Annotated in this window: 22 protein-coding genes, 2 pseudogenes and 1 riboswitch; of the genes and pseudogenes, 10 read left to right on the forward strand and 14 right to left on the reverse strand. The window is 53.4% G+C overall.

The genetic code is table 11. From position 1 onward, the window contains the following. Positions 1-67 precede the first annotated feature (67 nt). Positions 68-622 (forward strand): glycosyltransferase, encoded by a 555-nt coding sequence (locus H3T89_RS09140; protein WP_415873480.1) that lies wholly within the window; start codon positions 68-70, stop codon positions 620-622. Here the strand turns inward: H3T89_RS09140 and H3T89_RS00625 are convergent. Together H3T89_RS00625 and H3T89_RS00630 are read right to left on the reverse strand one after the other, a co-directional pair. Beyond that, complete coding sequence (locus H3T89_RS00625) at positions 600-1,364, reverse strand: ABC transporter permease (RefSeq protein WP_015022159.1); 765 nt, start codon at positions 1,362-1,364, stop codon at positions 600-602. The two genes, H3T89_RS09140 and H3T89_RS00625, sit on opposite strands and share 23 nt — an antisense overlap. Continuing rightward, entirely contained in the window at positions 1,361-2,293 is a 933-nt protein-coding gene (locus tag H3T89_RS00630; RefSeq protein ID WP_198215910.1) for an ABC transporter ATP-binding protein, read from the reverse strand. The genes H3T89_RS00625 and H3T89_RS00630 overlap by 4 nt, the downstream gene beginning before the upstream one ends. 157 nt (positions 2,294-2,450) lie before the next feature. Between H3T89_RS00630 and H3T89_RS00635 the strand changes: the two genes are divergently transcribed. Beyond that, positions 2,451-3,143, forward strand: coding sequence for a response regulator transcription factor (locus tag H3T89_RS00635; RefSeq protein ID WP_015022157.1), 693 nt, complete (start codon positions 2,451-2,453; stop codon positions 3,141-3,143). 49 nt (positions 3,144-3,192) lie between these two features. Continuing rightward, entirely contained in the window at positions 3,193-4,098 is a 906-nt protein-coding gene (locus tag H3T89_RS00640) for a sensor histidine kinase (protein WP_198215911.1), read from the forward strand. A 189-nt stretch (positions 4,099-4,287) separates the two neighbouring features. Here the strand turns inward: H3T89_RS00640 and H3T89_RS00645 are convergent, their stop codons facing one another. Both H3T89_RS00645 and H3T89_RS00650 read right to left on the reverse strand, forming a co-directional pair. After that, positions 4,288-5,337 (reverse strand): NAD(P)-dependent alcohol dehydrogenase, encoded by a 1,050-nt coding sequence (locus H3T89_RS00645; protein ID WP_198215912.1) that lies wholly within the window; start codon positions 5,335-5,337, stop codon positions 4,288-4,290. Between the two features lie 272 nt (positions 5,338-5,609). Next, entirely contained in the window at positions 5,610-6,635 is a 1,026-nt protein-coding gene (locus H3T89_RS00650; protein WP_198215914.1) for a threonine aldolase family protein, read from the reverse strand. 605 nt (positions 6,636-7,240) lie between these two features. On the opposite strand from H3T89_RS00650, the gene H3T89_RS00655 reads away from it, so the two are divergent. Further along, positions 7,241-8,623, forward strand: coding sequence for a Sau3AI family type II restriction endonuclease (locus H3T89_RS00655; RefSeq protein WP_198215915.1), 1,383 nt, complete (start codon positions 7,241-7,243; stop codon positions 8,621-8,623). On the opposite strand, the gene dcm is transcribed toward H3T89_RS00655, so the two are convergent. The 4 genes from dcm to H3T89_RS00675 form a co-directional block, all read right to left on the reverse strand. Next, positions 8,592-9,860 (reverse strand): DNA (cytosine-5-)-methyltransferase, encoded by a 1,269-nt coding sequence (gene dcm, locus H3T89_RS00660; RefSeq protein WP_198215916.1) that lies wholly within the window; start codon positions 9,858-9,860, stop codon positions 8,592-8,594. The genes H3T89_RS00655 and dcm overlap by 32 nt on opposite strands. A 969-nt stretch (positions 9,861-10,829) precedes the next feature. Then, complete coding sequence (locus H3T89_RS00665; protein ID WP_198215917.1) at positions 10,830-12,239, reverse strand: NAD(P)(+) transhydrogenase (Re/Si-specific) subunit beta; 1,410 nt, start codon at positions 12,237-12,239, stop codon at positions 10,830-10,832. Beyond that, on the reverse strand, positions 12,236-12,604 hold the full coding sequence (locus H3T89_RS00670; RefSeq protein WP_015022152.1) for an NAD(P) transhydrogenase subunit alpha: 369 nt from the start codon (positions 12,602-12,604) through the stop codon (positions 12,236-12,238). The genes H3T89_RS00665 and H3T89_RS00670 overlap by 4 nt, the downstream gene beginning before the upstream one ends. Then, complete coding sequence (locus H3T89_RS00675) at positions 12,601-13,791, reverse strand: NAD(P) transhydrogenase subunit alpha (protein ID WP_198215918.1); 1,191 nt, start codon at positions 13,789-13,791, stop codon at positions 12,601-12,603. The genes H3T89_RS00670 and H3T89_RS00675 overlap by 4 nt, the downstream gene beginning before the upstream one ends. Before the next feature lie 176 nt (positions 13,792-13,967). On the opposite strand from H3T89_RS00675, the gene H3T89_RS00680 reads away from it, so the two are divergent. Further along, positions 13,968-14,126: a hypothetical protein gene (locus H3T89_RS00680; RefSeq protein ID WP_198203430.1), complete on the forward strand. Its 159-nt coding sequence runs from the start codon at positions 13,968-13,970 to the stop codon at positions 14,124-14,126. Between the two features lie 158 nt (positions 14,127-14,284). Here the strand turns inward: H3T89_RS00680 and H3T89_RS00685 are convergent, their stop codons facing one another. From H3T89_RS00685 to H3T89_RS00695, 3 genes are all read right to left on the reverse strand, one after another. After that, a complete protein-coding gene (locus H3T89_RS00685; RefSeq protein ID WP_198215919.1) occupies positions 14,285-15,187 on the reverse strand; it encodes a hypothetical protein in 903 nt (300 codons plus the stop codon). Between the two features lie 351 nt (positions 15,188-15,538). Then, positions 15,539-16,000, reverse strand: a complete 462-nt coding sequence (locus tag H3T89_RS09145; RefSeq protein WP_442859977.1) for an ACT domain-containing protein — start codon at positions 15,998-16,000, stop codon at positions 15,539-15,541. After that, positions 15,889-16,188, reverse strand: coding sequence for a hypothetical protein (locus tag H3T89_RS00695; RefSeq protein ID WP_198203433.1), 300 nt, complete (start codon positions 16,186-16,188; stop codon positions 15,889-15,891). Before H3T89_RS00695 ends, H3T89_RS09145 begins: the two co-directional genes overlap by 112 nt. A 30-nt stretch (positions 16,189-16,218) precedes the next feature. Then, positions 16,219-16,279: riboswitch (guanidine-III (ykkC-III) riboswitch) on the reverse strand. Positions 16,280-16,425: 146 nt separating this feature from the next. Here H3T89_RS00695 and H3T89_RS00700 point away from each other — a divergent pair. Together H3T89_RS00700 and H3T89_RS09150 are read left to right on the forward strand one after the other, a co-directional pair. Beyond that, positions 16,426-16,632, forward strand: coding sequence for a hypothetical protein (locus tag H3T89_RS00700; protein WP_198215920.1), 207 nt, complete (start codon positions 16,426-16,428; stop codon positions 16,630-16,632). A 13-nt stretch (positions 16,633-16,645) separates the two neighbouring features. Next, on the forward strand, positions 16,646-16,810 hold the full coding sequence (locus H3T89_RS09150; protein ID WP_442859982.1) for an aldo/keto reductase: 165 nt from the start codon (positions 16,646-16,648) through the stop codon (positions 16,808-16,810). A 209-nt stretch (positions 16,811-17,019) separates the two neighbouring features. Here H3T89_RS09150 and H3T89_RS00705 read toward each other — a convergent pair whose 3' ends face one another. Further along, a complete protein-coding gene (locus H3T89_RS00705) occupies positions 17,020-17,439 on the reverse strand; it encodes an NAD(P)H-dependent oxidoreductase (protein WP_198215921.1) in 420 nt (139 codons plus the stop codon). A gap of 136 nt (positions 17,440-17,575) precedes the next feature. Beyond that, a complete protein-coding gene (locus tag H3T89_RS00710) occupies positions 17,576-17,911 on the reverse strand; it encodes a carboxymuconolactone decarboxylase family protein (RefSeq protein WP_198215923.1) in 336 nt (111 codons plus the stop codon). A gap of 325 nt (positions 17,912-18,236) precedes the next feature. Here H3T89_RS00710 and H3T89_RS09095 point away from each other — a divergent pair. Both H3T89_RS09095 and H3T89_RS08835 read left to right on the forward strand, forming a co-directional pair. Then, positions 18,237-18,332: pseudogene (locus tag H3T89_RS09095) on the forward strand (VOC family protein); the annotation flags it as partial. An 83-nt stretch (positions 18,333-18,415) separates the two neighbouring features. Beyond that, entirely contained in the window at positions 18,416-18,619 is a 204-nt protein-coding gene (locus H3T89_RS08835) for a hypothetical protein (protein WP_232348366.1), read from the forward strand. A gap of 115 nt (positions 18,620-18,734) precedes the next feature. On the opposite strand, the gene H3T89_RS00720 is transcribed toward H3T89_RS08835, so the two are convergent. Next, entirely contained in the window at positions 18,735-19,655 is a 921-nt protein-coding gene (locus tag H3T89_RS00720; protein WP_198215924.1) for a LysR family transcriptional regulator, read from the reverse strand. A gap of 406 nt (positions 19,656-20,061) precedes the next feature. On the opposite strand from H3T89_RS00720, the pseudogene H3T89_RS00725 reads away from it, so the two are divergent. Beyond that, positions 20,062-20,906, forward strand: a pseudogene (locus tag H3T89_RS00725) (DUF3737 family protein). Positions 20,907-21,305 lie beyond the last annotated feature (399 nt).

The following is a 21,305-nucleotide window of genomic DNA, read 5'->3' on the forward strand; positions in this document are numbered from 1 at the left end:
TGCCTTCCTGAACCAGAAGTCTGTTGATGGGGCCCGGCTCCAGGTTCTCCTGCCTGATCAGAATCTGATGGTCGTCAAGGACTTGGAAGGGGCCGATTCCCCGGCGATCCAGGATCATGGCGGCCCTGGAGCTCTGGTCCACGTCTATCAACAGTTCATCCTTGTTTACTTCCTTGATCAGGCGACCGTGGCTGATGAACCCGAACCGGGAGGAGACCAGGTAGAGTTCGCTCAGAATGTGACTGGAGATGAGGATGGTCGTCCGGCGCTCCTTGTTGAGCCTGTCCAGCTGATTCCAGTCGTGGCTTCTGGCAGGCTGGCCCGGGAAAAGGACCATCTGACCCTGATCCGCGCCCTGGCCTTGTGCAGGAACAGACGCAGGATCCGTCTGACCATAGCAGGCACAGGGCCCATGGAACGCCGACTGAAGGCCGAAGCCGCCCGGCAGCTGGGCGGCATGCAGGTCTCTATTGGATTCCATCAGAACGCGACTACGCCAAGGAAGATTACCCCTGGATGCCTCTGTCAGGGCCTTTGCCCATATGGCCGTGCAGGCCGTCAGCGATCAGGAGCCGGGCCGGGTATAGGCTTGACCTGGCTTAGATCTCCTGCTTGGATATGATCAGAGCCGATCCGAAGATGGCCACCAGGACCACGCCTGCGGATACTCCGGCATAGATCCAGGCCTGATCAGCCTTCAGAGTGTTCAGGGCGATCTGTTCGCCGAACCCGTCGAAGTCGAAGTATTTCAGCCAGTTCAATTTAAAGGCATACTCCACAAGGGAGATAAGCATGGGCCATATCACGATCACCACCGCTGGGATGACCAGGGATTTGGTAAGGATCAAGAGGATAATGCCTAGGCTGATGATGACGGAGATGCAGAAGCTGACCGATAGGGTCATGACGGCCACATCCTTGCATAGGATGCCCCAGCCTACACCCGGTTTCCTTCCTAGGGCCAGTCCGGTGATCAGGATGGTGATGAAGTAGCACAGGGTTAGGAGGATGATGTCAGTCAGGATGGTCACATACTTGCCGAGGATGAACTGTATGCGCGAGATGCCCGATGTCAGCGTGTTCTTCAGAGTGTGCTGGCTGTATTCTGCGCCAATGACGATGACGAAGACCGCGATGTAAAAGTACATTAGAGACGAGGCGGAGGCGACACCCGATTGCAGGCCTGTTCTGACTGTCCAACCTGGGCGTCCGATTGCCAACAGTTCTTCGCCCCCGATGGTGGGTCCCATAGGGGTTTTGCGCCATGTGGTCACTATGCCGAGTGCCATAGTGGCAATGAGCAGAATCAGCATGCCGATGGATCTCCGCTGCCTGTAAAAGTCGGCCCTGATCTGGTTAATCATTGTTGTTTCCTCGACTCTTGAGAATCCTTGTTGAGCAGATCTGTGAAATATTCCTCCAACGATCCCTTCTGCTGGCTGATTTGATTGACCAGGATGCCTTCCTGAACCAGAAGTCTGTTGATGGGGCCCGGCTCCAGGTTCTCCTGCCTGATCAGAATCTGATGGTCGTCAAGGACTTGGAAGGGGCCGATTCCCCGGCGATCCAGGATCATAGCGGCCCTGGAGCTCTGGTCCACGTCTATCAACAGTCCATTTTGATTGATCCGGTCCAGTTCATCCTTGTTTACTTCCTTGATCAGGCGACCGTGGCTGATGAACCCGAACCGGGAGGAGACCAGGTAGAGTTCGCTCAGAATGTGACTGGAGATGAGGATGGTCGTCCGGCGCTCCTTGTTGAGCCTGTCCAGGAGTGTTCTGAATTCCATGATTCCTCCCGGGTCCAGGCCGTTGATGGGTTCGTCCAGAATCAGGAAATCGGGTCGGGTGAGGATGGCCATGGCCAACCCCAGGCGCTGACGCTGGCCCAGAGAGAGGTGACCGGCACGAGTCTTGGCCTTTTCGCTCAGGCCGACGAAGTCGATGGTCTGAGCGATGGCCTTGTCGTCGGTCAGCCCGTGCTGGATGGCTGTCAGTTCCATGTTCTGGCTGACGGTGAGTTTTTTAAAGGCGGCCGGAGCCTCAATGATCGAGCCTATTCTGCTTAGTATCCGGCTGTCCTTGCCAATTGTGTGCCCCATCAGCCTTATGGTTCCCTCCTGGATGGGGGAGAGCCCGGTGATCAGACGCATAAGAGTGGTTTTGCCGGCGCCGTTCTCACCGATCAGCCCGTAGACCTCGCCCTTGTTTATGGAAAGGCTGACATCGTCCAGTGCCTGAAAGCGTCTGAACCGTTTGCTGGCATGGCTAATATCCAGAATGGTATCGTCCATGGGGTTCCTTTCTCTATGTCGCTATCAGAGAATCTAAAGTGCCTTTCTTAATTGCATGGCTAAGAAATCATTAAGAATTGCATAAATCCGCTTGGGCGAGACCGGCCTCGTTAGGTGGCTTCAGTAACATGAGAGTGACCTGCGAAAGGAAGACAGTATGCCGACGATTCTGGTCGTGGAGGATCAGGAGGACATCCAGTCCCTGCTCAAGGATGTGCTGGGCGAGACCTACAGGATTATCCAGGCGACGACGGGCGCCCAGGCCTTGGCCCGCTTTCAGCAGGAGGAACCCGACCTGATCCTTTTGGATCTGATGCTCCCTGTAGTCACCGGGGACAGCGTCCTCAAGGCCATTCGGCATATGTCGTCGGTGCCGGTCATCATCCTCACGGCCATTCAGGATAAGACCAGAACCGTCAGCCTCCTGGAGCAGGGCGCCAATGATTATGTGACCAAGCCTTTCGACATTGACGAGCTCCGCGCTCGTGTCCAGGTCCAGCTGCGCCAATCCGGGGCACTGAAAGCCGATGCGGATGCAGCAGGTGAATCCGACGCCAAGATTTGTTTTCAGGGGATCGAGCTGGACCGGATGGAGCACACGGTCAGCGTTGATGGGCACAGGGTCGAACTGGCACGCAAGGAATTCGCCATCCTTGAGCTTCTGATGGACCATCCACATCGGGTCTTCGAGAAGGAGGACCTCTACAGGCAGGTTTGGAACCAGCCATACATCAATGCCGAGAATACTCTCAATGTGCACCTGAGCACCTTGCGGACCAGTCTGAACAGATACGCCGGCAGTCAGCGCTACATCGTGTCGGTCTGGGGCATCGGCGTTCGCCTGGTCTGAATTCGGATGGAAGAAAGAACGATGAATAAGGGTCGTCGGAGGTGAATCCGTGAAGGTGGCCGCACTTGTTTTGGGTCTTGTCGCCCTCGCCCTGGCGATTGGCCTGATAATGCTGATTGTCGACCTCAAACGAATCAGTGACGATCTGGACTTCATCAACCATGCCGACACTAACGCCTTGGTAACCACTGGGTCCAATATCGGGCTCATCCGCACTCTGGCGGATAGGATCAATGCCGTTCTGAACAAGACCAGGCGGCTGCAGATCACCCAGGCTGAGCAGAACAAGCAAGTCCGGCAGATGCTGACCAACCTAACCCATGACATCAAGACCCCGCTGACCGTGGCCAGGGGATACGCCCAGCTGCTCAAGGAGGGATCGGCTGATCAGGAGCAATTGAGCAGGATCCTCAACAACCTGCAATCGGTGGATCACTATCTGCATTACCTGATGGATTTCAATCTGATACAGGAGAAGAGCGTGAGCCTGGATCTGACCAGGGTGAACCTATCGGCATTGGTTCAGCAGGAGCTCTTCAATGCCTTCGATTCTCTGACCGCGCGGTCCGTCACGGTGGAGCCCAGAATTCAAACTGGTGTGGAAATTACGACGGATCAGATCATGATGAGTCGAATAATTCAGAACCTGATTGGCAACTGGCTCAAGTATGCGGAGGAATCAGCCTGGGTGGACCTGCACAAGAGTGAAGATGGACGAATTCATTTGGACTTCGGCAACAAAACTACGGGCGAAGCAGTCGATGTGGACAGGCTCATGGAACGGTTCCAGACCGATGACCAATCACGGACCAAGATCAGAAGCACAGGCCTAGGTCTCAGTATTGTTGACTCCTTGGTGGATTCACTGGGCGGCTCCATGCGGCTGGAATCCACCAACGGTATTTTCTTGGTCCACTTGCTGCTGAGTGATGCTCCGCAATCGAAGGAGCTGTAAATAACCAAGGTTCGAGGTAGCTTGGTGAGACGCTGTGGCTTGTCACGGCCTTCATGGCAAAACCATGACAGGCCACAGCGCATGTAGGCGGAGGATGGGGTCAGCACATGAATCCGACAGTACTTAAATCTGATTGTGCTTAAATCCGACTGACAGATGAGTCGCTTCTGCGTCTACAATCAGGCGAAATCAGACCTTGGTGTGGGGCACTATAACAGCCCTGGCCGAGAGCTTGTTGTCGACCAGCTTGTGGTAGGCATCCAGGGCATTGTCCAGCGAGTAGGTTTCGATCTCGGTCTCGATCTGGCCGTTGCGATACATGTTGGCCACATCGTAGAGCTCAGGGATGGAACCCCAGTAAACGCCAAGCAGCTCCTGCTCCCAGGGCTTGGAGTACCAGTCGTATTCCGCCTTGCCGCCGGCGATGCCGACCACGGTCACACGGGATCCCGGGCCGCCCGAAGCCTGTGCGGCAGCAATGGTCGGGGCCACACCCACGAAATCGAAGGCGGCATCCACGCCCTCGCCATGGGTGATCTTCCTGATGTTCTCCACCTGGTGCTCGTCGCTGACTACAGGGATGGCACCCTTGGCCTCAGCCTTTGCCAGAGCCTCCGGCTTGGTGTCGGTGGCGATTACGGTGGCGCCGGTCAGGGCGTGCAGAATCTGAATGGCGATCTGGCCCAGTCCGCCCAGGCCAATGACCAGAGCGTACTTTCCGCCGCCGTTCAGGTGGGGCATGGCAGCCCTGATGGCGTGGTATGGGGTCAGGGCAGCGTCAGCCAGAGGTGCTGCGCCGATGGGATCCGCATCGCCCAGGGGCACCAGGTTGCGGGCTGGGACGGTCATGTATTCGGCCATGCCGCCGTCGCGACCCAGACCCAGGGCCAGTGATTTATTGGTTGCAGCGCTGGAGCAGTAGTTCTCCTGGCCGGCTACGCAGTGAGGGCAGTGGCCGCATCCGGTGGGACCATAGACGATGTAGGCATCGCCCTTCTTGAAGCCCGTGACGTCGGGCCCTACCTCTTCGACCCAACCAGTGGTCTCATGTCCCAGAATGAATGGCGGCTTGGTGTGGCTGCCGGTTTCGGGGGTGTAGTCCTGGAAGACGGAGACGTCGGAATGGCAGCAACCTGCACCAGCCACCTTGAGGAGAACCTCGCCGCTTCCGGGCGTCGGCTCCGGCACTTCCTTGAGGGTGGGGAAGGTGTTGAATTCTTCGAAAACAACGGCTTTCATAAGTTTCCTTTCATCGTTGAAGCATTTCTGCTCTTATGCTCAGGGCGGGGGTATCTGCATCAGCATCGGTGCAATAAAAATCTTAACCAAAGATAATCATGTACTCACCCGAACGAGTGTGATATGTCCAACACTGTGGGACTGGTCGTGTTTAGAGGGCGGATGAAAAGTATATGTGTGTGTATATATACGAATACCTCTCCCCAAAGGATGATCAGCAGGGGAGAGTTGGCAGGATGACCTTGGTTGCCGGGGTTTAGCTTGAGTGGCTTTTACAGCAGATTGATCAGAGCCTGGGTGTCCTCGACGGTTGTCGCCCAGGAGGTTGCCAGTCGGATTACCGTGTGGGCGGCATCGCTGCGTTCCCAGAAGTCGAAGGCGACCTGCCTGGACAGTTCCTCCATACGCTCATTGTCCAGGCGGACGAAGGTCTGATTGGTGGGGGAGTCCATGACAATCTGATACCCTTTCTCCCGCAGGGCCTTTTTGATCATCGCTGCTGTCTGGATGGCGTTGCGGCTGATTCGTGAGTAGAGGTCGTCGGTAAAGAGGGCATCGAACTGTACCCCCAGGAGCCTTCCCTTGGCCAGGAGGGCTCCCCTTCTTTTGATCATGGTGCTGAAATGCTCGGGGGCATTCCCCTTGGGGAAGACCACCGCTTCGCCGCAGAGTGCGCCCACCTTGGTACCGCCGATGTAGAAGACGTCGCAGAGACGGGCTATGTCCGTCAGGTCGACGTCGGTTCCGGGCGCGACCAGTCCGTATCCCAGCCTGGCCCCGTCCAGGTAGAGCGGAATCTTGTGTTCTTGACAGATTTGTGAGAGGTCTTCCAGCTCCTGGCGGGTGTAGAGGGTTCCATACTCGGTGGGGTGGGAAATGTAGACCATACCTGGGAAGACCATCTGTTCATGGTTTCCGTCGGCGTAGAAGCCATCCAGGAAGGTATTGAGATCATCTGCACGAATCTTGCCCTGTTCTCCTGGGATGGTCAGGACCTTATGACCTATGGCTTCTATGGCGCCGGCCTCGTGGACGTTGACGTGGCCCGTGTCCGCAGCGACCACTCCCTGGTAGGACTTCAGCAGGCAGGAGGTGACGACCTGGTTGGTCTGGGTCCCACCAGCCAGGAAATAGACCTGCGCTTGCGGGCAGCTACAGGCGTAGGCGATCTTCTGAGCGGCGGAGAGGCAGTACCGATCCTTGCCGTAGCCGGGAAGGTGCTCCATGTTGGTATCAATCAGCCGTTGCAAGACTTCGGGGTGGGCACCCTCGGAATAGTCGTTGACGAATGACAGCATAAATATCCTTTCTGAGGACCGTACCCGTGTATGCCTTATGGTACACGTAAATTGAATTCCAACTCCCTCTATGAGCTCTTCTTTCATGCTGGTTCGGAGCATTGGCGCGTAATCAGAGAGGTTGGTGCGTAAGGTTGCGAAGATGAGGTCAAATGCAGCGAGGATTTGGTCCAAACTGGGGCAAATCCAAGTATTGATGATTGAATTTTGCTCGTTGTCTCCACTTCTCGTTCAGTTGAAGAAAAGTCGCCAATGATGAAGACCTAAACAGTAATTATGACGGTAGCAACTGTGAGCACCCGGCTCTTACTGTTAGTCGGGCTTCTCCCGTCCTTTTCGTGCTAGAGGGAGTAAATCCAATAAGTTAGGAAACACGTACAAATATCAGAGAGGGTTGTATTCATAACAGGGAGAAAAATAGGCAAGGTACACGCTGACCATCTGGAGCAGTCATGAAGAAGACATTGCTACCGGAGACAGAAGTTACACGTCTACTCTTTACCAAGTGGTATCTGATAGAAACGGGCATAATATTACATAAACCAGTCTGCCAGTTCCTTTACCACCAGGATAGTGCGTTACTGAAGTAAGTATACTTTTGACACATGGCAGAGAAGCAGGGACAAGTACCATATGATGACAGTAATGTCAGCAGCATTGAAGAGTATGCCAAGCGTATTGTAAATAAAACATTGAGAGAAGCTTTGGATTTGCCCCAGGATGCCACACCCAAGGGTAGCGGAGGCAAGGGGGCCATGGGCGAGACTGTCGAAGAGTACTACTTTCGCATTAAAAACAACAATGTTCAAGGTCCCGATTTTCCAAAAGTCGGTGTTGAGCTCAAGACTACAGGTTTGAGATACGATGCCCACAACAAGCCTTGTGCCAAGGAACGACTTGCTATAACTAACATTAACTGGATGACGATTCTCAACGAGGATTTCAAGAAGAGCCATCTTATGGATAAGATGTCGAAGATTCTCCTTCTGGCCTACGACTATGACCCAGGTAGCGACAGCGTTTTGGATATGAGATTCAGACTGGCCACCATGTGGGGTGTGCCGGAACGAGATAAGCCTCAGATGCTGGCGGACTGGAATACGGTTCTCGCAAAAGTGAGGAATGGGGACGCAGATAAGGTAAGCGGCCGTGACACCGTTTACCTTGAAGCTGCAACTACCGGTTCCGGTCACGGGAAAAAATATCCGCAACCCAAATCGGACCGGTGCGCCAAGCCAAGAAGGTGGGCGCTGAAATCATCCTATATGACCACGGTCATCAATCAGCTCTTCCAAAAGAATAAGTACGCTCCAATCAAGAGGGAAAAGGACGAGGAGAATCTGACCCTTCACCAGTTGGTGAAGGCGAGATTCCACCCTTACATGGGAAAAACGAAGAAAGAGCTGAAATCCATCCTGCAAATCTCCGCAAGTGAGCGTGCTAAGAACTATTACGCGATAATAACAAAGAAAATCCTCGGTATAGGTACTGATAAGAGCATAGAGGAATTCGACAAGGCCGGTATCATGGTGCGCACAATCAGGCGGAGCCACACAGGACGTGTCAAAGAGTCACTTTCATTTCCTGCAATGGACTATAAGAAAGTAGCCTGCACTGATTGGGAGGACAGCAAACTATACGGATACATGACCACTCCCTACCTGTTTGTCGTCTTCAGGCAGTGTGAGGAGCACGGACCCCTGTTTTTGTCGCAGTTGGTGTGGTGGACGCCGACGGACGAGGACTTAGCTGAAGCTCAGCGAGTCTACATGACAACGAAACGGCACATCCTATCCAATGATTATGATCACTTTCCTGGCATCAAGGGTTTGGATGGTAAGGGTTCGCATATACACGTGCGCCCTCACGCCACGAAAGGTGAGACCTGTCTTACCCCACAGGGAACTAGGGAGACAAAGAAATCTTTCTGGATTACGAACAAATATGTTCAGCAAATCATCGACCAGGCATTAGACGACCTGCAATGACTTTGCCAATCCTGTGGGGAATTCCGGTGACAAGGGCATTGCCCATACAGAAGGCCCTGTGCCCGTCGCTCATGCCGTCATCTGTCCAGCCCCGTGGGAACATCTGCAGCTGGTCGAGTTCATCTGGTACCAGCCTTCTGAGCCTGCCGTCCTGCTCGACAACATGCTTCATGCGACTGGCCCCCTTGCCGCCTTCACCTGTCAGAATGGTCCGGCTGGGTTTGTCCAAAGAATCTGGAAAGGTGACGGGTCCTTCGGCGTAAGTGTATTCAAAACCTGACTTCGCCTCCCGCTTTTCCTTTTTTGCGCCCTTCAAATACGACCATTTCGATAGGGAGCCTTCGTCAATCCAGAACTGCGGTGGAACATCTTGCGCAGGTACAAGGATGTCTCCCAAGACAGTTTTTTGGCCAGCATACACGGCTTCTACCCGTTCGCTGAATACGACACCGCCCTGCATTACGCCTGCATTCCGGAAGAGCGAAGTCTTCGAATCGATGCCGAATCGTTTGGTTACGTCATAGGGGTCATCGTTGATACGAAATGTACTTGAATCTTTTTTCCCGGAAGGCTCTGCCGGAAAGGCTTCCGCCATGATTCCACTGCTGTGCAGACGAGTCGAGAGGTCCCATACACTCCGGGTGAGTTCTGCGAAGATGTAGACCCTCCTCCTCCGTTGGGGCATTCCATAATCTGCAGCATTAATCACTCTCCATTCGACCGAGTAACCCAGTCGGGACAAGCAGGAAAGAATGATGGCAAAATCACGTCCACGCTGGGTAGATGGTGATTTCAACAGCCTATCTACGTTCTCGAGCAACACAAGACGTGGTCTACGTTTCTCCAAAAGTGTATTTATGCTCCACCAGAGGACGCCTTTTTTGCCCTCGATACCCGAAGATTGAGAGAGTGGCTTAGCCACGCTGTAATCCTGGCATGGGAAGCCGCCGACAAGCATGTCGAACTGTGGAATATTGGCTTCTCCCTTGTCGAATTTCCTGAGTACTTCAGCTATATCTTCGTTAACGCAGGATCCAGTTCCAAAACGATCCTCGTAGCAGCGCCATGCAAATTGCTTGGCTTCGCTTCCGTTGGGTTCCCACTGGTTGGCCCATACGGTCTGGAAGGGACCGGCGGCTTCCATGTTGAATTCGGGATGTTCAGGATTGTTGTAACCATCCAGGCCTAGACGAAATCCGCCCACACCTGCGAACAGTTCGACCACCCTGATGGACATAGACGCACCAACTTACTTTCGAGGAAACTCTGACACACCAATGATACGGGGATTTATGGATTTGATCAACAGGTAGCGGTTCTCGGCAGCGTTCAACCGTATGTTCGACAAGGACTAAGTCGAGACGAAAACTGGTATGAGGTTTTCCCGATAAAGGTTGACGAAATGTTCATATTTTGCTGCTAGTCAACAGCTATCGTCAACATTGCGGCCTGACTATACATGTTGCCGATTGTTCTGAATAGCTGCGTGGGCTGCACTGAGCCCAACGGTCTTCTCATGTCGCCTAGTAAAAATCCGGGTTCCTTGCCTTCTTTGGATGTATCTGAGCAGATACATCTTATTACTCACCATCGCGAACGGTCCCAGCCTATCGTTACATTTCAAAGTAACTCTTTTATGCAAGTATCGCAAAGTCTGGGAGCAATACTACTTTAAATTTAAATCAGACCGTATGAGAATAATCAACATGCTTAAATGTCAAATAGTGCAGTTCGGTGACTTTAAATATCATCCTACGTTAGATATGAAAACCACGGGCTTAGCCGTCTTCAATAATCGAGTGCGAGGTCCAATACATATGGAGTGTGAACATACATCGATTTGCGATACTTGAGTTTTCTTAATTGGAAAACTCTTTGAGAATTTACCAGATATGTATCGCAAGTTAGCACAAGCTAGCATAGATTTGCGCTGGGCAAGCTACGTATTACCTGGGATTTGTATGCGACTTGTGATTGTAGCGCTTTCGCTGAAATCAAGATCTATCCAGTTGCAAGCTGAGCTGTCGTTTCAGAAATTTTATGTACTGTTCTCTAATTTGGCGGCAAAGCATCTATAGGCAATTTGGAATGTAAAAATTAGCATGTAGGTCCATCTTGCTCGATGACAATAGGCTCCGGACCAGCCAAGCCGATCCGGAGCCATGGTTCTCACTACAGCATATGCGACGTGTCGCCCATCAGATGCTCAGGCGATGAGCTCCTTGACGGAGGCAATGATCGCTTGCAGGCTGGCCTTGGCATCATTGAAGAGCATCTGCGTGTTCGGGTTGAAGTAGAGCTCGTTCTCGATGCCGGCGTACCCCTTGCCCCTGCCTCTCTTGAGGACGACAACATGCTGGGCCTTGTCAACGTCCAGGATGGGCATGCCAGACACCGCGGTCCCCGGTCGGCGTGCAGCCGGGTTGGTCACGTCATTGGCGCCGACCACCAAGGCGACGTTGGCTGATGGGAACTGGGGATTGATGTCGTCGAGGTCGATCAATTCCTCATAGGGGACGTTGGCCTCGGCCAAGAGGACGTTCATATGTCCGGGCATACGGCCGGCCACAGGATGGATGGCATAGGAGACCTCCACGCCACGGCCCTTGAGCAGCTGGCCCAGGTCGGCCAGTTCGCGCTGGGCCTGGGCTTGCGCCAGACCGAAGCCGGGGACGAAGATGACCTTGTCCGCATAGACCAGCTGGACGGCTACATCGTCGGGCGTGGTCTCCTTCATGGTCCCTTGGGCGCTCGCGTCCTGAGATGTGCTAGTCGAGGAGCCGCCGAACCCTCCGGCCAGCACGCTCAGGAGCGGACGGTTCATGGCCTGGGCCATCAGGACGGATAGGGTGGCACCGGCTGCACCGACCAAAGCGCCTGCCACGATCAGAGCGACGTTGTCGATGGCCAGACCGTTCATTGCTACAGCTGTGCCGGTGCAGGCATTCAAGACGGAGATGACCACGGGCATGTCGGCGCCGCCGATGGGGATGACGAAGACCAGTCCGTAGCCCAGGGCGAATATGGCCGTGAGGAGGGCCCATAGGGTCCGGTGGTCCGGATTCAGGCAGAGCATGACCAGGCTGAGGACCGTCAACAGAGCGAAGAGCACATTCCAGACGGCCTTGGCTGACAGCTTCAGGTTTTTGATCAGGCTGATGCCCTGGAGCTTGCCGGCAGCTATCAGGGAGCCGGTGAAGGTGATGGAACCGATGACCACGCCCAGGCCGGCGGTGATCAGCACCACCAGAGTCGGGGCGCCCTCAGAAGTCAGTATGTCGTTCAGAGCGACCAGGGCTGCAGCGCCGCCGCCGACCGTGTTGAAGACGGAAACCAGCTGAGGCATGTCCGTCATTTTCACCTTCTTGGCCGAGTAGACTCCTGCTGCGGATCCGATCAGAATGCCGAGCACGAGCAGAACGATGGCCAGGGAAGAGGTGAAACCGGTGGCGAACAGGTGGATGAAGGCCATGGCCACGGCGATGACCATGCCTGCGGCTGAAATCCGATTGCCTGTACGGGCCGTCTTGGGGGAATTCATGTAGTGCAAGCCCATGACGAACATGACCGAGGAAAGGAGGTAGACGAACCAGGTGACGATGTCGAGGGTATTCACTTGTCTGCTCCCTCGTTCTTGGCGGTCTGAGTCGTGACGGACGAAGCCTGTTCGTCCTGGCTGGCCTTATCCTTCCCCTTGTCGGGTTTTGAGGACTTGAACATTTCCAGCATCCTGTCGGTCACCACGTAGCCGCCCACCACGTTCATGGCGCCAAGGACGGCAGCGAGGAATATAAGTACGTAGGAAAGCGGGGAGTGAGCTTCCGCCGCGATGATGACCACCCCGACGATCACAATGCCATGAATGGAGTTGGCACCCGACATGAGCGGTGTGTGAAGCGTGGCCGGAACCTTGCCAATCACCTCTACGCCAATCAGCAGGGCCAGAATGAAAAGCGTAATTGCTATGACCAAAGAATTCATTGCTCTTGACCTTTCTCCCCGGTCTCTTCGGCATCTGGAACATCCGCGCTTCCATGTGTGCCGGATTCGGCTGCTCCAGTTACAATCAGTGCTTGGTCAATCTCGTCATCCGCCTTGATGCCGAGCGTGCCATCGCGAAGGAAGTGCACCAGCACGTCCGCTACATTTCTGGACAGAAGGTTGGAGGCCGTCGTGGCTACGCCGCTGGCCAGGTATGGTGCCCCGATCATGATGACACCCTTGTCGGTGGTCCTGGTTCCCACCTGTGATTCCTCGACATTGCCGCCCAGGTCGCTGGCAGCGCAGTCTACGATCACGGCTCCGGGATGCAGATTGGCCACACCCTTGGCGCTCAAGAGGCGGGGAGGTTTTCCGCCTGGAACCTTGGCCGTGGTGATGACCACATCGAAGCCCGCCGCTTTGGCATCCACCGCAGCCTGCTGCTGGGCCTGCTCCTGATCGGTCAGCTGGCGCGCATAGCCGCCCTGGCCCTGTCCCTTGGAAAAGTCCAATCCCAGGTCGAGGAACTTGGCTCCCAAGGATTCCACCTCCTGCCTGGAAGCGGGTCTGACATCATAGGCGGTGACCACGGCTCCCAGACGTTTTGCGGTCCCGATGGCCTGCAGGCCTGCAATCCCCGCGCCCAGGACCAGGACCTTGGCCGGTCGGATGGTTCCCGCTGCAGTGGTCATCATGGGGAAGAAGGATCCATATGCATCGGCAGCCACCAGTGCCGCCTTGTATCCCATGACCGAGTTCTGCGAGGTCATCTCATCCATGGACTGGGCGGAGCTGAGCTGTCGGGGGAGGCGCTCCATAGCGATTCCTGTAAGCCCGGCCGCCTCCAAGGACTTGATGTAGTCGCTGTCGCTCAAAGACCCCAGCATGCCGATGATCCATGTTCCGGCTGGAATCCGCTTCAGCAAGGAGCTATCAGGTCTGTTGACAAAACCCAGGACCTGTGATTTGGATAGGACGGTGTTCCTGTCGGTGATTATGGCTCCCATCTGCTGGTAGTCCTCATCCCGGAAGCCGGCTTGGGCCCCGGCCCCGGACTCCAGTAGGCAGGTAATATCTTGCCTGGTCAGCCGGGTCACGATGTCAGGCGTCAGAGCCACGCGCGACTCCTCCTTGTCTGTCTCCTTGAGGACCCCGAAGGTTACGTGAGGTTGTTCTGGTCCACTCATGTCTTTCCTTTTCCAAGCACAACTGTGTGTGAGTAATTTCATCAATGATTCTAGTGGCTGATTGTTGCCACTGGGAGGTCAACATAACTGTTATGCAAATGTGTTTTATAGGTATCAGCCGGGGAGAAACCAAGTTCAAGGCACCTTGCAAGGTACCTGGCTAAAGAGGATGAAAAGTGGAAAAAGTAAAAAGCCATACTCGCCTAGTTGTGACCATGCAGCTCACGGATTGTCTGAAGAGTGGTTTTGCGGTTTTCATGCCGGATTTTTATGAGCCGGTTGGCATGGTTCATGGCATTGCGGTCCGTGTCAATCTGCAGCAGGAGGGGACATGATCATGCAAAGGGTGCCACGCATCTTCAAGAAGGACGAGCGGCACCCTGAGGCTGAAGACCATGTCGAACAGAACGTCGTGGCAATTTCACATCCACGGCCGGCCATTTGGCCTTTCTGGCCTTCCGTGCCATTTCAGATCCATGCTCGCCGCAGTGCCTTATTCCTTTCCTTCGTGTTGATCGTTCGCCGCAGGGTCCTTTGGCTTGGACTGCAGTGGATTGTGATGGTAGATAAGGGCGAAGGCTGCTAGGGTCTCGATCATGCTGGCGATGATCCAGGCTATGACGATGGCGTTCTGATGTTTGCCGACTGTTCCCATGCGGGTGAAGATAAAGACATCCATGATGAAGGTCTGCAGAACCAGAAGGACCGTCGCCACAACTACCGTCCTGGTGTGCCTGTCCGCCTCCGTTCCTTCTTCCTCTGGTTTGCCGGGAGACTTGAAGCTGGCGTAGGAGAGGAGCCAGATGCCGATTCCGAAGAGGACAGCGGCAAGAGGCAGGGAGAAGAAGATCGGCATGGTGCTTAGGCTGAGGCCCAGAGCCGCGACCAGGACTGCCGAGGCCAGGCCAAGATAGAAGGAATCATGGTTCTTCGCCTTGTGCGGTTTAGGTAAGCTGGCAACGCTCGTCGGCTGAGATGGCTTGTCGACAGGCTTACTGGGTTGATTCGGCTTGTCGTCAGGGGAGGGGCTATGCCCTTTGTCTGGATGGCCGGCTTGCACATGGCTGGCGGTTAGAGCCTGTTCCTGCTTATTTTCCGTTTCAGGTTTGCCATGTTCGGCGTTCTTGCTGGATGAATCCCTGCCTTCCTTCTCGCCTGTTTGTCCTGATGCAGGCTTGGGGGCATTTTCTGTCGGGCTTTCCTTTCTGACGTTCGTATTCTCCACTGGTTTTGGCATGCGGTTCTTGTCATTCATTGTTGATTGTTGGGAACTTTCCCGGGTGCCGTTGCTCCGCGAGGAGTTGCCCTCGTACCTCTTTTGCTGGTTATCGGGCATCCGCGATTCCTCATGCCTGCCTTGGTTCTTATTCGCATGCTCGTTTCGATTGTTGCTCATCTGACCCTCCAGGCTTGTTCTTCCCCTTTACTTGTGGCAGGTCATCTGGCGGCCTGCCCATTTTCAGGAAGCAACCTCCGTTGAGGCCAGTGTATGTGTCCTTTTCTCGTAAAAGTGGCATTGACCAGCACTAAGTCAGCATCATTTTGATATCGACTTTTGCGGGTGAAGTGCTGGATTCGTTGCAGTGTATTCAAAGACGAAAGACGTTTGTTTATGGACGTGCAGTATCAGCGGTCATATTCTAAACTTCGACTCTTGGCTATGCTGCTTTTTCACTCTCACGTCTTTTTATTCCTCAGCACGTTCTTTCTGCAGAAGGAGTATTTTGTGCCGCTATGCTGCTGTGTGTCAATCAGAAGATTGTATATCCTGACTTGTCGAGGGCACCCAGGGCGGCAGGGAAGTCATCGGTCTTGGTAAGGACATAGTCTGTGTTGCAGTGGAGACGGCGAAAATACCTATGCCCTTGTCTGCCAGAATTGTTGCAATCGGCGCCATGATGCCAATGAGCGAAAAATCGAGAATACCTTGGATGCGGAAGGCCCGCCAGCCGTCGCTGCGTTCCAGGGTCTGGCTGGGAACAATGTCGGCTGGGCAGACCAATGAAGTCTCTTGGTCGGTTCGCCCCGTAAAAACATAAGGTGAGTTCAGATCAATCTCTGTGTACTTAGCAACTTTGCAGACAGTCAGCTTCGCTTCTATAAGCTGGATGCAGATGCCTTGCCCTTGCCTTGTCGCTGAGCTGCAATTCTTGGTCGTAAGTAACTTGCTTTTTGAGTAGGAACGGGTGAAGGCGTATAGCGCAACCAAAGCCCATCCGCATTCGAGGGCAGAAAGGTCCGCTGCCGGTTAGACAGGGCATCGACTGCCAGCAAGCTTGCGCCGGCAAGGTTCAAAACAAGGTTGACTTTACTGCTGCCGGGCAGACCTAGCAGTTGCCGCGAAGCAAAGGCCATGAGCAGCAGTAAAAATCCAATAAGTTGAATCGGCATGAACAAACCAACCACATCCTTCCACGAGTTACCCAATGAGCGTCGTCGTCAATCCGGGTACGGCGCCTCTCGTTCGGGGAAGGGATGCTTCCGGAAGACACCGGAGCACCACTGTCAGGGGGCCGAAGGTCTGATGCGCCGCATATGCAGAAGATGAATGGGCAGCCATATACTGCAGGTATTGTACTGTTTTCCCACACTTTGTTAGATTGCAGGAGGGCATCACCAAGGAGACGACAGCGCATGGAAGATCTGTACGAGCAAGGCCGAGTTCGTGGCATTGGAGTCTGCAATTTCCTGCCTGACCGGCTGATCGATTTGATTCTTTCCAGCAGAATCGCTCCCATAGTCCATCAGATAGAGCTGCATCCTTTCACCCAGCAGATCCCACTTCGAAAGGTCATGGCCGAGCAGGGGGGGCGTACCCACGGCCTGGGCACTTCTGACTGATGGTCGTCGGGGTATTTTCGATAATCCTGTCCTTAGACGTATTGGTCAGCCCCATAGCAAGACCCCGGCCCAGATGGTATTGCGTTGGCTGACCCGGCAGAGGATATGCGCCATCCCGAAATCCGTGCATGAGGAACGGATTCACGAGAACCACAATATTGTAGATTTTCAGTCTTGATGATGACGATATGCATGACATCAGGGCTATGGATACGGGAGGGCCGCTCATTCTTGTTGATGTGGATACGCCTGAGGAGGCTACACGTCTGCACGGGATATTTTATACACAGTGACTGAGGTCCGCTGAGCCGATAAGAAAAGGGCACCCGCACCTGAAGATTCCAGTGTGGGCGCCCTCGTCTTGACGTCAGAGATTGTCGCTGAGGCCTATTGTGCTGGCCAGTCGTCTTGCAGACAGCTCAAATAATCCTTGGCTGCCTTTTCCAGGCTCTGGTCGCTCATGCCTGAGCTAACGCCGGTCAGAATGAAAGACTTCCGATAGATAGTTCCGATGAGATTGCTGGTAGCTTTGAACGGAGCCAGGAGCTCGTCCACTGTATAGCCGAATTCACCCTCATGGTCATAGTTCTCTCCAGCAGAGCCGACCGAGACGGCAAGCATGAGTTCCTTGCCTTTCATGGCATCGTCATGGGTACCATAGGCCCATCCGTAGGTGAGCACCAGGTCTTCCCACTCCTTGAGCAGCGGAGGGCAGCTGTACCAATACATGGGAAACTGCCATACCAGACGGTCACAGCCTTTGACGAATGCTTGCTCGCCAGGAATGTCGATTTGGCCTGAGCGCAAGGCAGCATATTCGTCCCGGACCAGGATACCCTCATCATCATGCCCTTGGCTTCCCGCATCAGGCGGGCATTGATCCGTGAGGTTCCATATGGGGGTGGAAGACCAGGACCGCCGTCTTGGCGTTTTGCTTCATGCTTTAATCACCTTCAGCCGTCATTTGCCAGATTTGCTTGGCGCGGTTGAAAGCCGACCAGGCCTTCGGCCAGCCTGCGTAGAAGGCCAGATGGGTGATTTCCGCTGCTATCTCGTCCTTGGTGATACCGTTCTTTTTCCCGATGTTCAGGTGAGCGTCGAGCTGTTCTGTGCTACCCATGGCAATCAATGCGCCTATGGTGATCATGCTTCTGTCGTGCGCGGACAGTGCTTGTTCATCATCCCAGACTTCGCCGAATAGAACATCGTCATTCAGAGCTGCGAACTGAGGAGCGAATTCGCCCAACTGCTTTCTTCCTGCTGTTTGCTTTGTGGCCATGCTGTTCCCTTCCTTGCTGACTGTATGATCGCCCAAGACCCCCTGGCGCCAGCCGGCATGCGCAGATTCACTTCCATCTTGGATGTGAACGGCAACAGTCTAGGGCTCTCGAAGTGATATGTATAATACCGATTGCTTATATGTTGGTATTCGTTTTTTGCATGGGTCTATCGTCGAGCTTTCACCCGATTGGTTTCTTCTTGGCTCTGGTATGGGTCTTATCTGTTGTGACAACGGATCGTTTTTTGCTGACCCTCAATGCCATTTTTTCGCATGTGTGTGCCTAGGCTGCCTTTTGGGTTATTCAGCGATGGGAGTTGAGGGAATGAGAGTCACTGCTTTGGATCATCTGGTCATCACAGTACGGGATGTCGACGCGACCTGCGCGTTTTACCGTGATGTGCTGGGCATGCAGGTGCAGGCGTTCGGCGATGGGCGGTTAGCACTGAAATTCGGCCAGCAGAAGATCAACATTCACGAGGCCGGCCATGAGATTGACCCAAGGTGGATAGGCCTACGCCTGGCTCGGCTGATTTGTGTCTGCTCGTGGAGGATTCGCTGGATGATGTGGTTGCCGCGCTTCATAAGCATCGTGTCGACTATATAGGTCCGGTCGAACGGGCCGGCGCGCATGGGACCATCACCTCGGTGTATGTCAGGGACCCCGATAGGAACCTGATCGAGCTTTCCAGATACGACCAGGATTGATATTGAACAAGAACCGGATGCGTCAGCACATGCATTCTTGTGTCATGATTCTTTGAGCCGGCAGTTCGATTATTGCAGGCTGGGTTTCGTGGTCCTCCTTATATTTCGAGTCGCATCATAGCGTTTTCCTGGCTCCTGTAGATTGGCAGGCGTTTTCTGTTCCAATCTGCCTTCGTAATATTTCCAGGTAATGACTCGCAGCCGATGAGAAATGCCTATCGCTCTTCCAGACCAGGTTCACTTTTTTTCTAAGTTCAGGCATCAGAGGTTTGAAGACCAGATTTGAGTTATTGGTCAGATTGATGATGCGGTCCAGACAAAGCGCGTAACCGCATCCTTCGCTGACGAATAGTGACGCGTTGAAGAGCAGATTGTAGGTTCCTACAACATGCAGTTCGTGCTCTGAGAAGGAACTCCATCCGCTGAATTCGCTGTCGAACCTGACCTGCCGTGAGAGCAGGAGGGGTATCTGTTCAAGATCTTCCTGGCGGATGCCATCACGGCTGGCCAACGTGGAGTCCTTGCGCATGAGCAATCCCCATCTGTCGGCTGTAGGCAAGCTGATATAGGAGTATTTGGTGTTGTCCGAGGGCTCAAAAAGCAGGCCAAAATCCAAAAGCCCTGATTCCAGTTGATCTGTTATGGCCTGACCATTGCCGCTGAAAATGTGGAACTTTACCTGAGGGTATTGCTGCAGCATGCACCCGGCGGCCCTCGCCAGGAAGCGCACGGCTTCTGTTTCCCCTGCGCCGATGTAGATATTGCCGTTGATTGGCTTGTTCATGCTTGTGAGCTCAGCTTCAGCACGGTCAGCCATGAGCACGATCTCGCGTGCCCGGTCACGCAGCAGTTCCCCTGCTGGTGTCAGCGTAATTGTGCGGCTTCCGCGGTCAAAGAGCTTATGTCCTAGATGCTCTTCCAAATCTTTTATCTGCCTGGACAGGGATGGTTGGGATATGCTCAGGTACTCAGCTGCCCCAGTGATGCTCCCCTCTTCAACGATGGCCAGGAAATACTTCAGCACCCGTAAATTCAATTTTAGCCTCCAAACGGTCCTCTTTTGACGAGATCATGATCACTGGCTTGATTCTTTGCATGATGCTCCTGCTCATGTCAAGCTGGCATCCATGGGCAAATTAGATGTCCAATCCCTTATCTCGTCATATCTATTAAGCATGATTATACATTAAATATAGGTATTTGATATGAATCATCCAATGGTGTTTACTATTTTTAGTCTCGGCACATGGGCGTCCTCGTCCTTGTGAATATCTTGTAATTGCTTGCTACTTTGACGAAAGGAACAGCTAATTACTTCCAGTTCATTTCAAATCAATACAAATAGATCTGAATCGGGAGTACAAATCAAGGGGAAGTCGCAGGTCTCTGGGGTGAGAGAGTCAAATGAAGTGGAAGCAGAACCCGGCCCGCGTCCTAAAACCATGCAAAGGCGATTGACGGGTGAACGCGCGGCTTTCTTCTGCAAACATCATGATTTTGACTCGGTCACCTTTGCGGATGGGGAATCCCCACTCAAGCATGCCATTGATATACGTCTTAGCCAAAGCGGTTTTCAGTGGAAGTATCCGCTATGGTATTGCAAAGATATTTCCTTGATGGATTGCACGCTGTTCACCATGGCCAGAGCTGGAATCTGGTATACACAAAACATAAGCCTTGAGGACACAACTATTCAGGCCCCTAAAACTTTCAGACGCTCCAGCGGCATAGTGATGAGGAATATAACGATGCCTAATGCGGAGGAGACGCTATGGAATTGTCGCGGCATCGATATGGAGCACGTCAGCGCGCAAGGTGATTATTTTGCGATGAACAGCCACGGCATCAGAGCACGCGATTTTAGCTTGGATGGCAATTATTCCTTTGATGGTGCCAGTGACATAATATTGACCATGCTCGAATACTGTCCAAGGACGCATTTTGGAACTCAGAGAATGTAACAGTACGGAATTCGACCATCTCAGGGGAATACCTAGGTTGGAACTCTAAAAATCTGACCTTTGAGAATTGTCAGATTGAAAGTCTGCAGGGCATGTGCTACATAGATAACCTTGTTCTGCGCAACTGCCGTCTGATCAACACAACCCTGGCTTTCGAGTATTCAACTGTGGATGTGGAGGCCAAGGGTTATGTAGACAGCATATTCAATCCACAGTCTGGAACCATTCGGGCGGATGGATTCGGCAAGATTGCTTTAGAGCCTGAGCGAGTCGATCCTGAGAAAACCGTCATTGAAGACAATTCTGCGACTTCGTGTACGCGGTAATTGCGTCAGAGCCTGCTGCTTTATCGGGAGTAATAATGATCAGCCTGTTGACAGGTCTTGCGATTGGATTGGTTTTGCTGTGCCTGCTGGCACTGCGGGAATTATGAGTATACAGAGAACCTTGTCTGCAGGGTCGCCAGCTGGTCTTGTCACCGGAATGGGGTCAGAAGCGTTATTTGATTAATTACGAGAGTTGAGTCATGTATTTCGTAATGAGGAGAGCATGTTGGTGTTCCCCTCATGTAAATATCTTTCATTAAGTTAAGCAGCTTATAAATCGAAATAATTTACTGTGTGTGTTTGTTATAGAATATAGTCTTTGTGTCAGTTTTGCCTCAGTATTACTGATATACAGTTTAGAGGCTATTGCGGCTCCCAATGATGAAGGACATAAGCGAA

The organism is Bifidobacterium sp. W8114, assembly GCF_016101165.1.
GTDB lineage: Bacteria > Actinomycetota > Actinomycetes > Actinomycetales > Bifidobacteriaceae > Bombiscardovia > Bombiscardovia asteroides.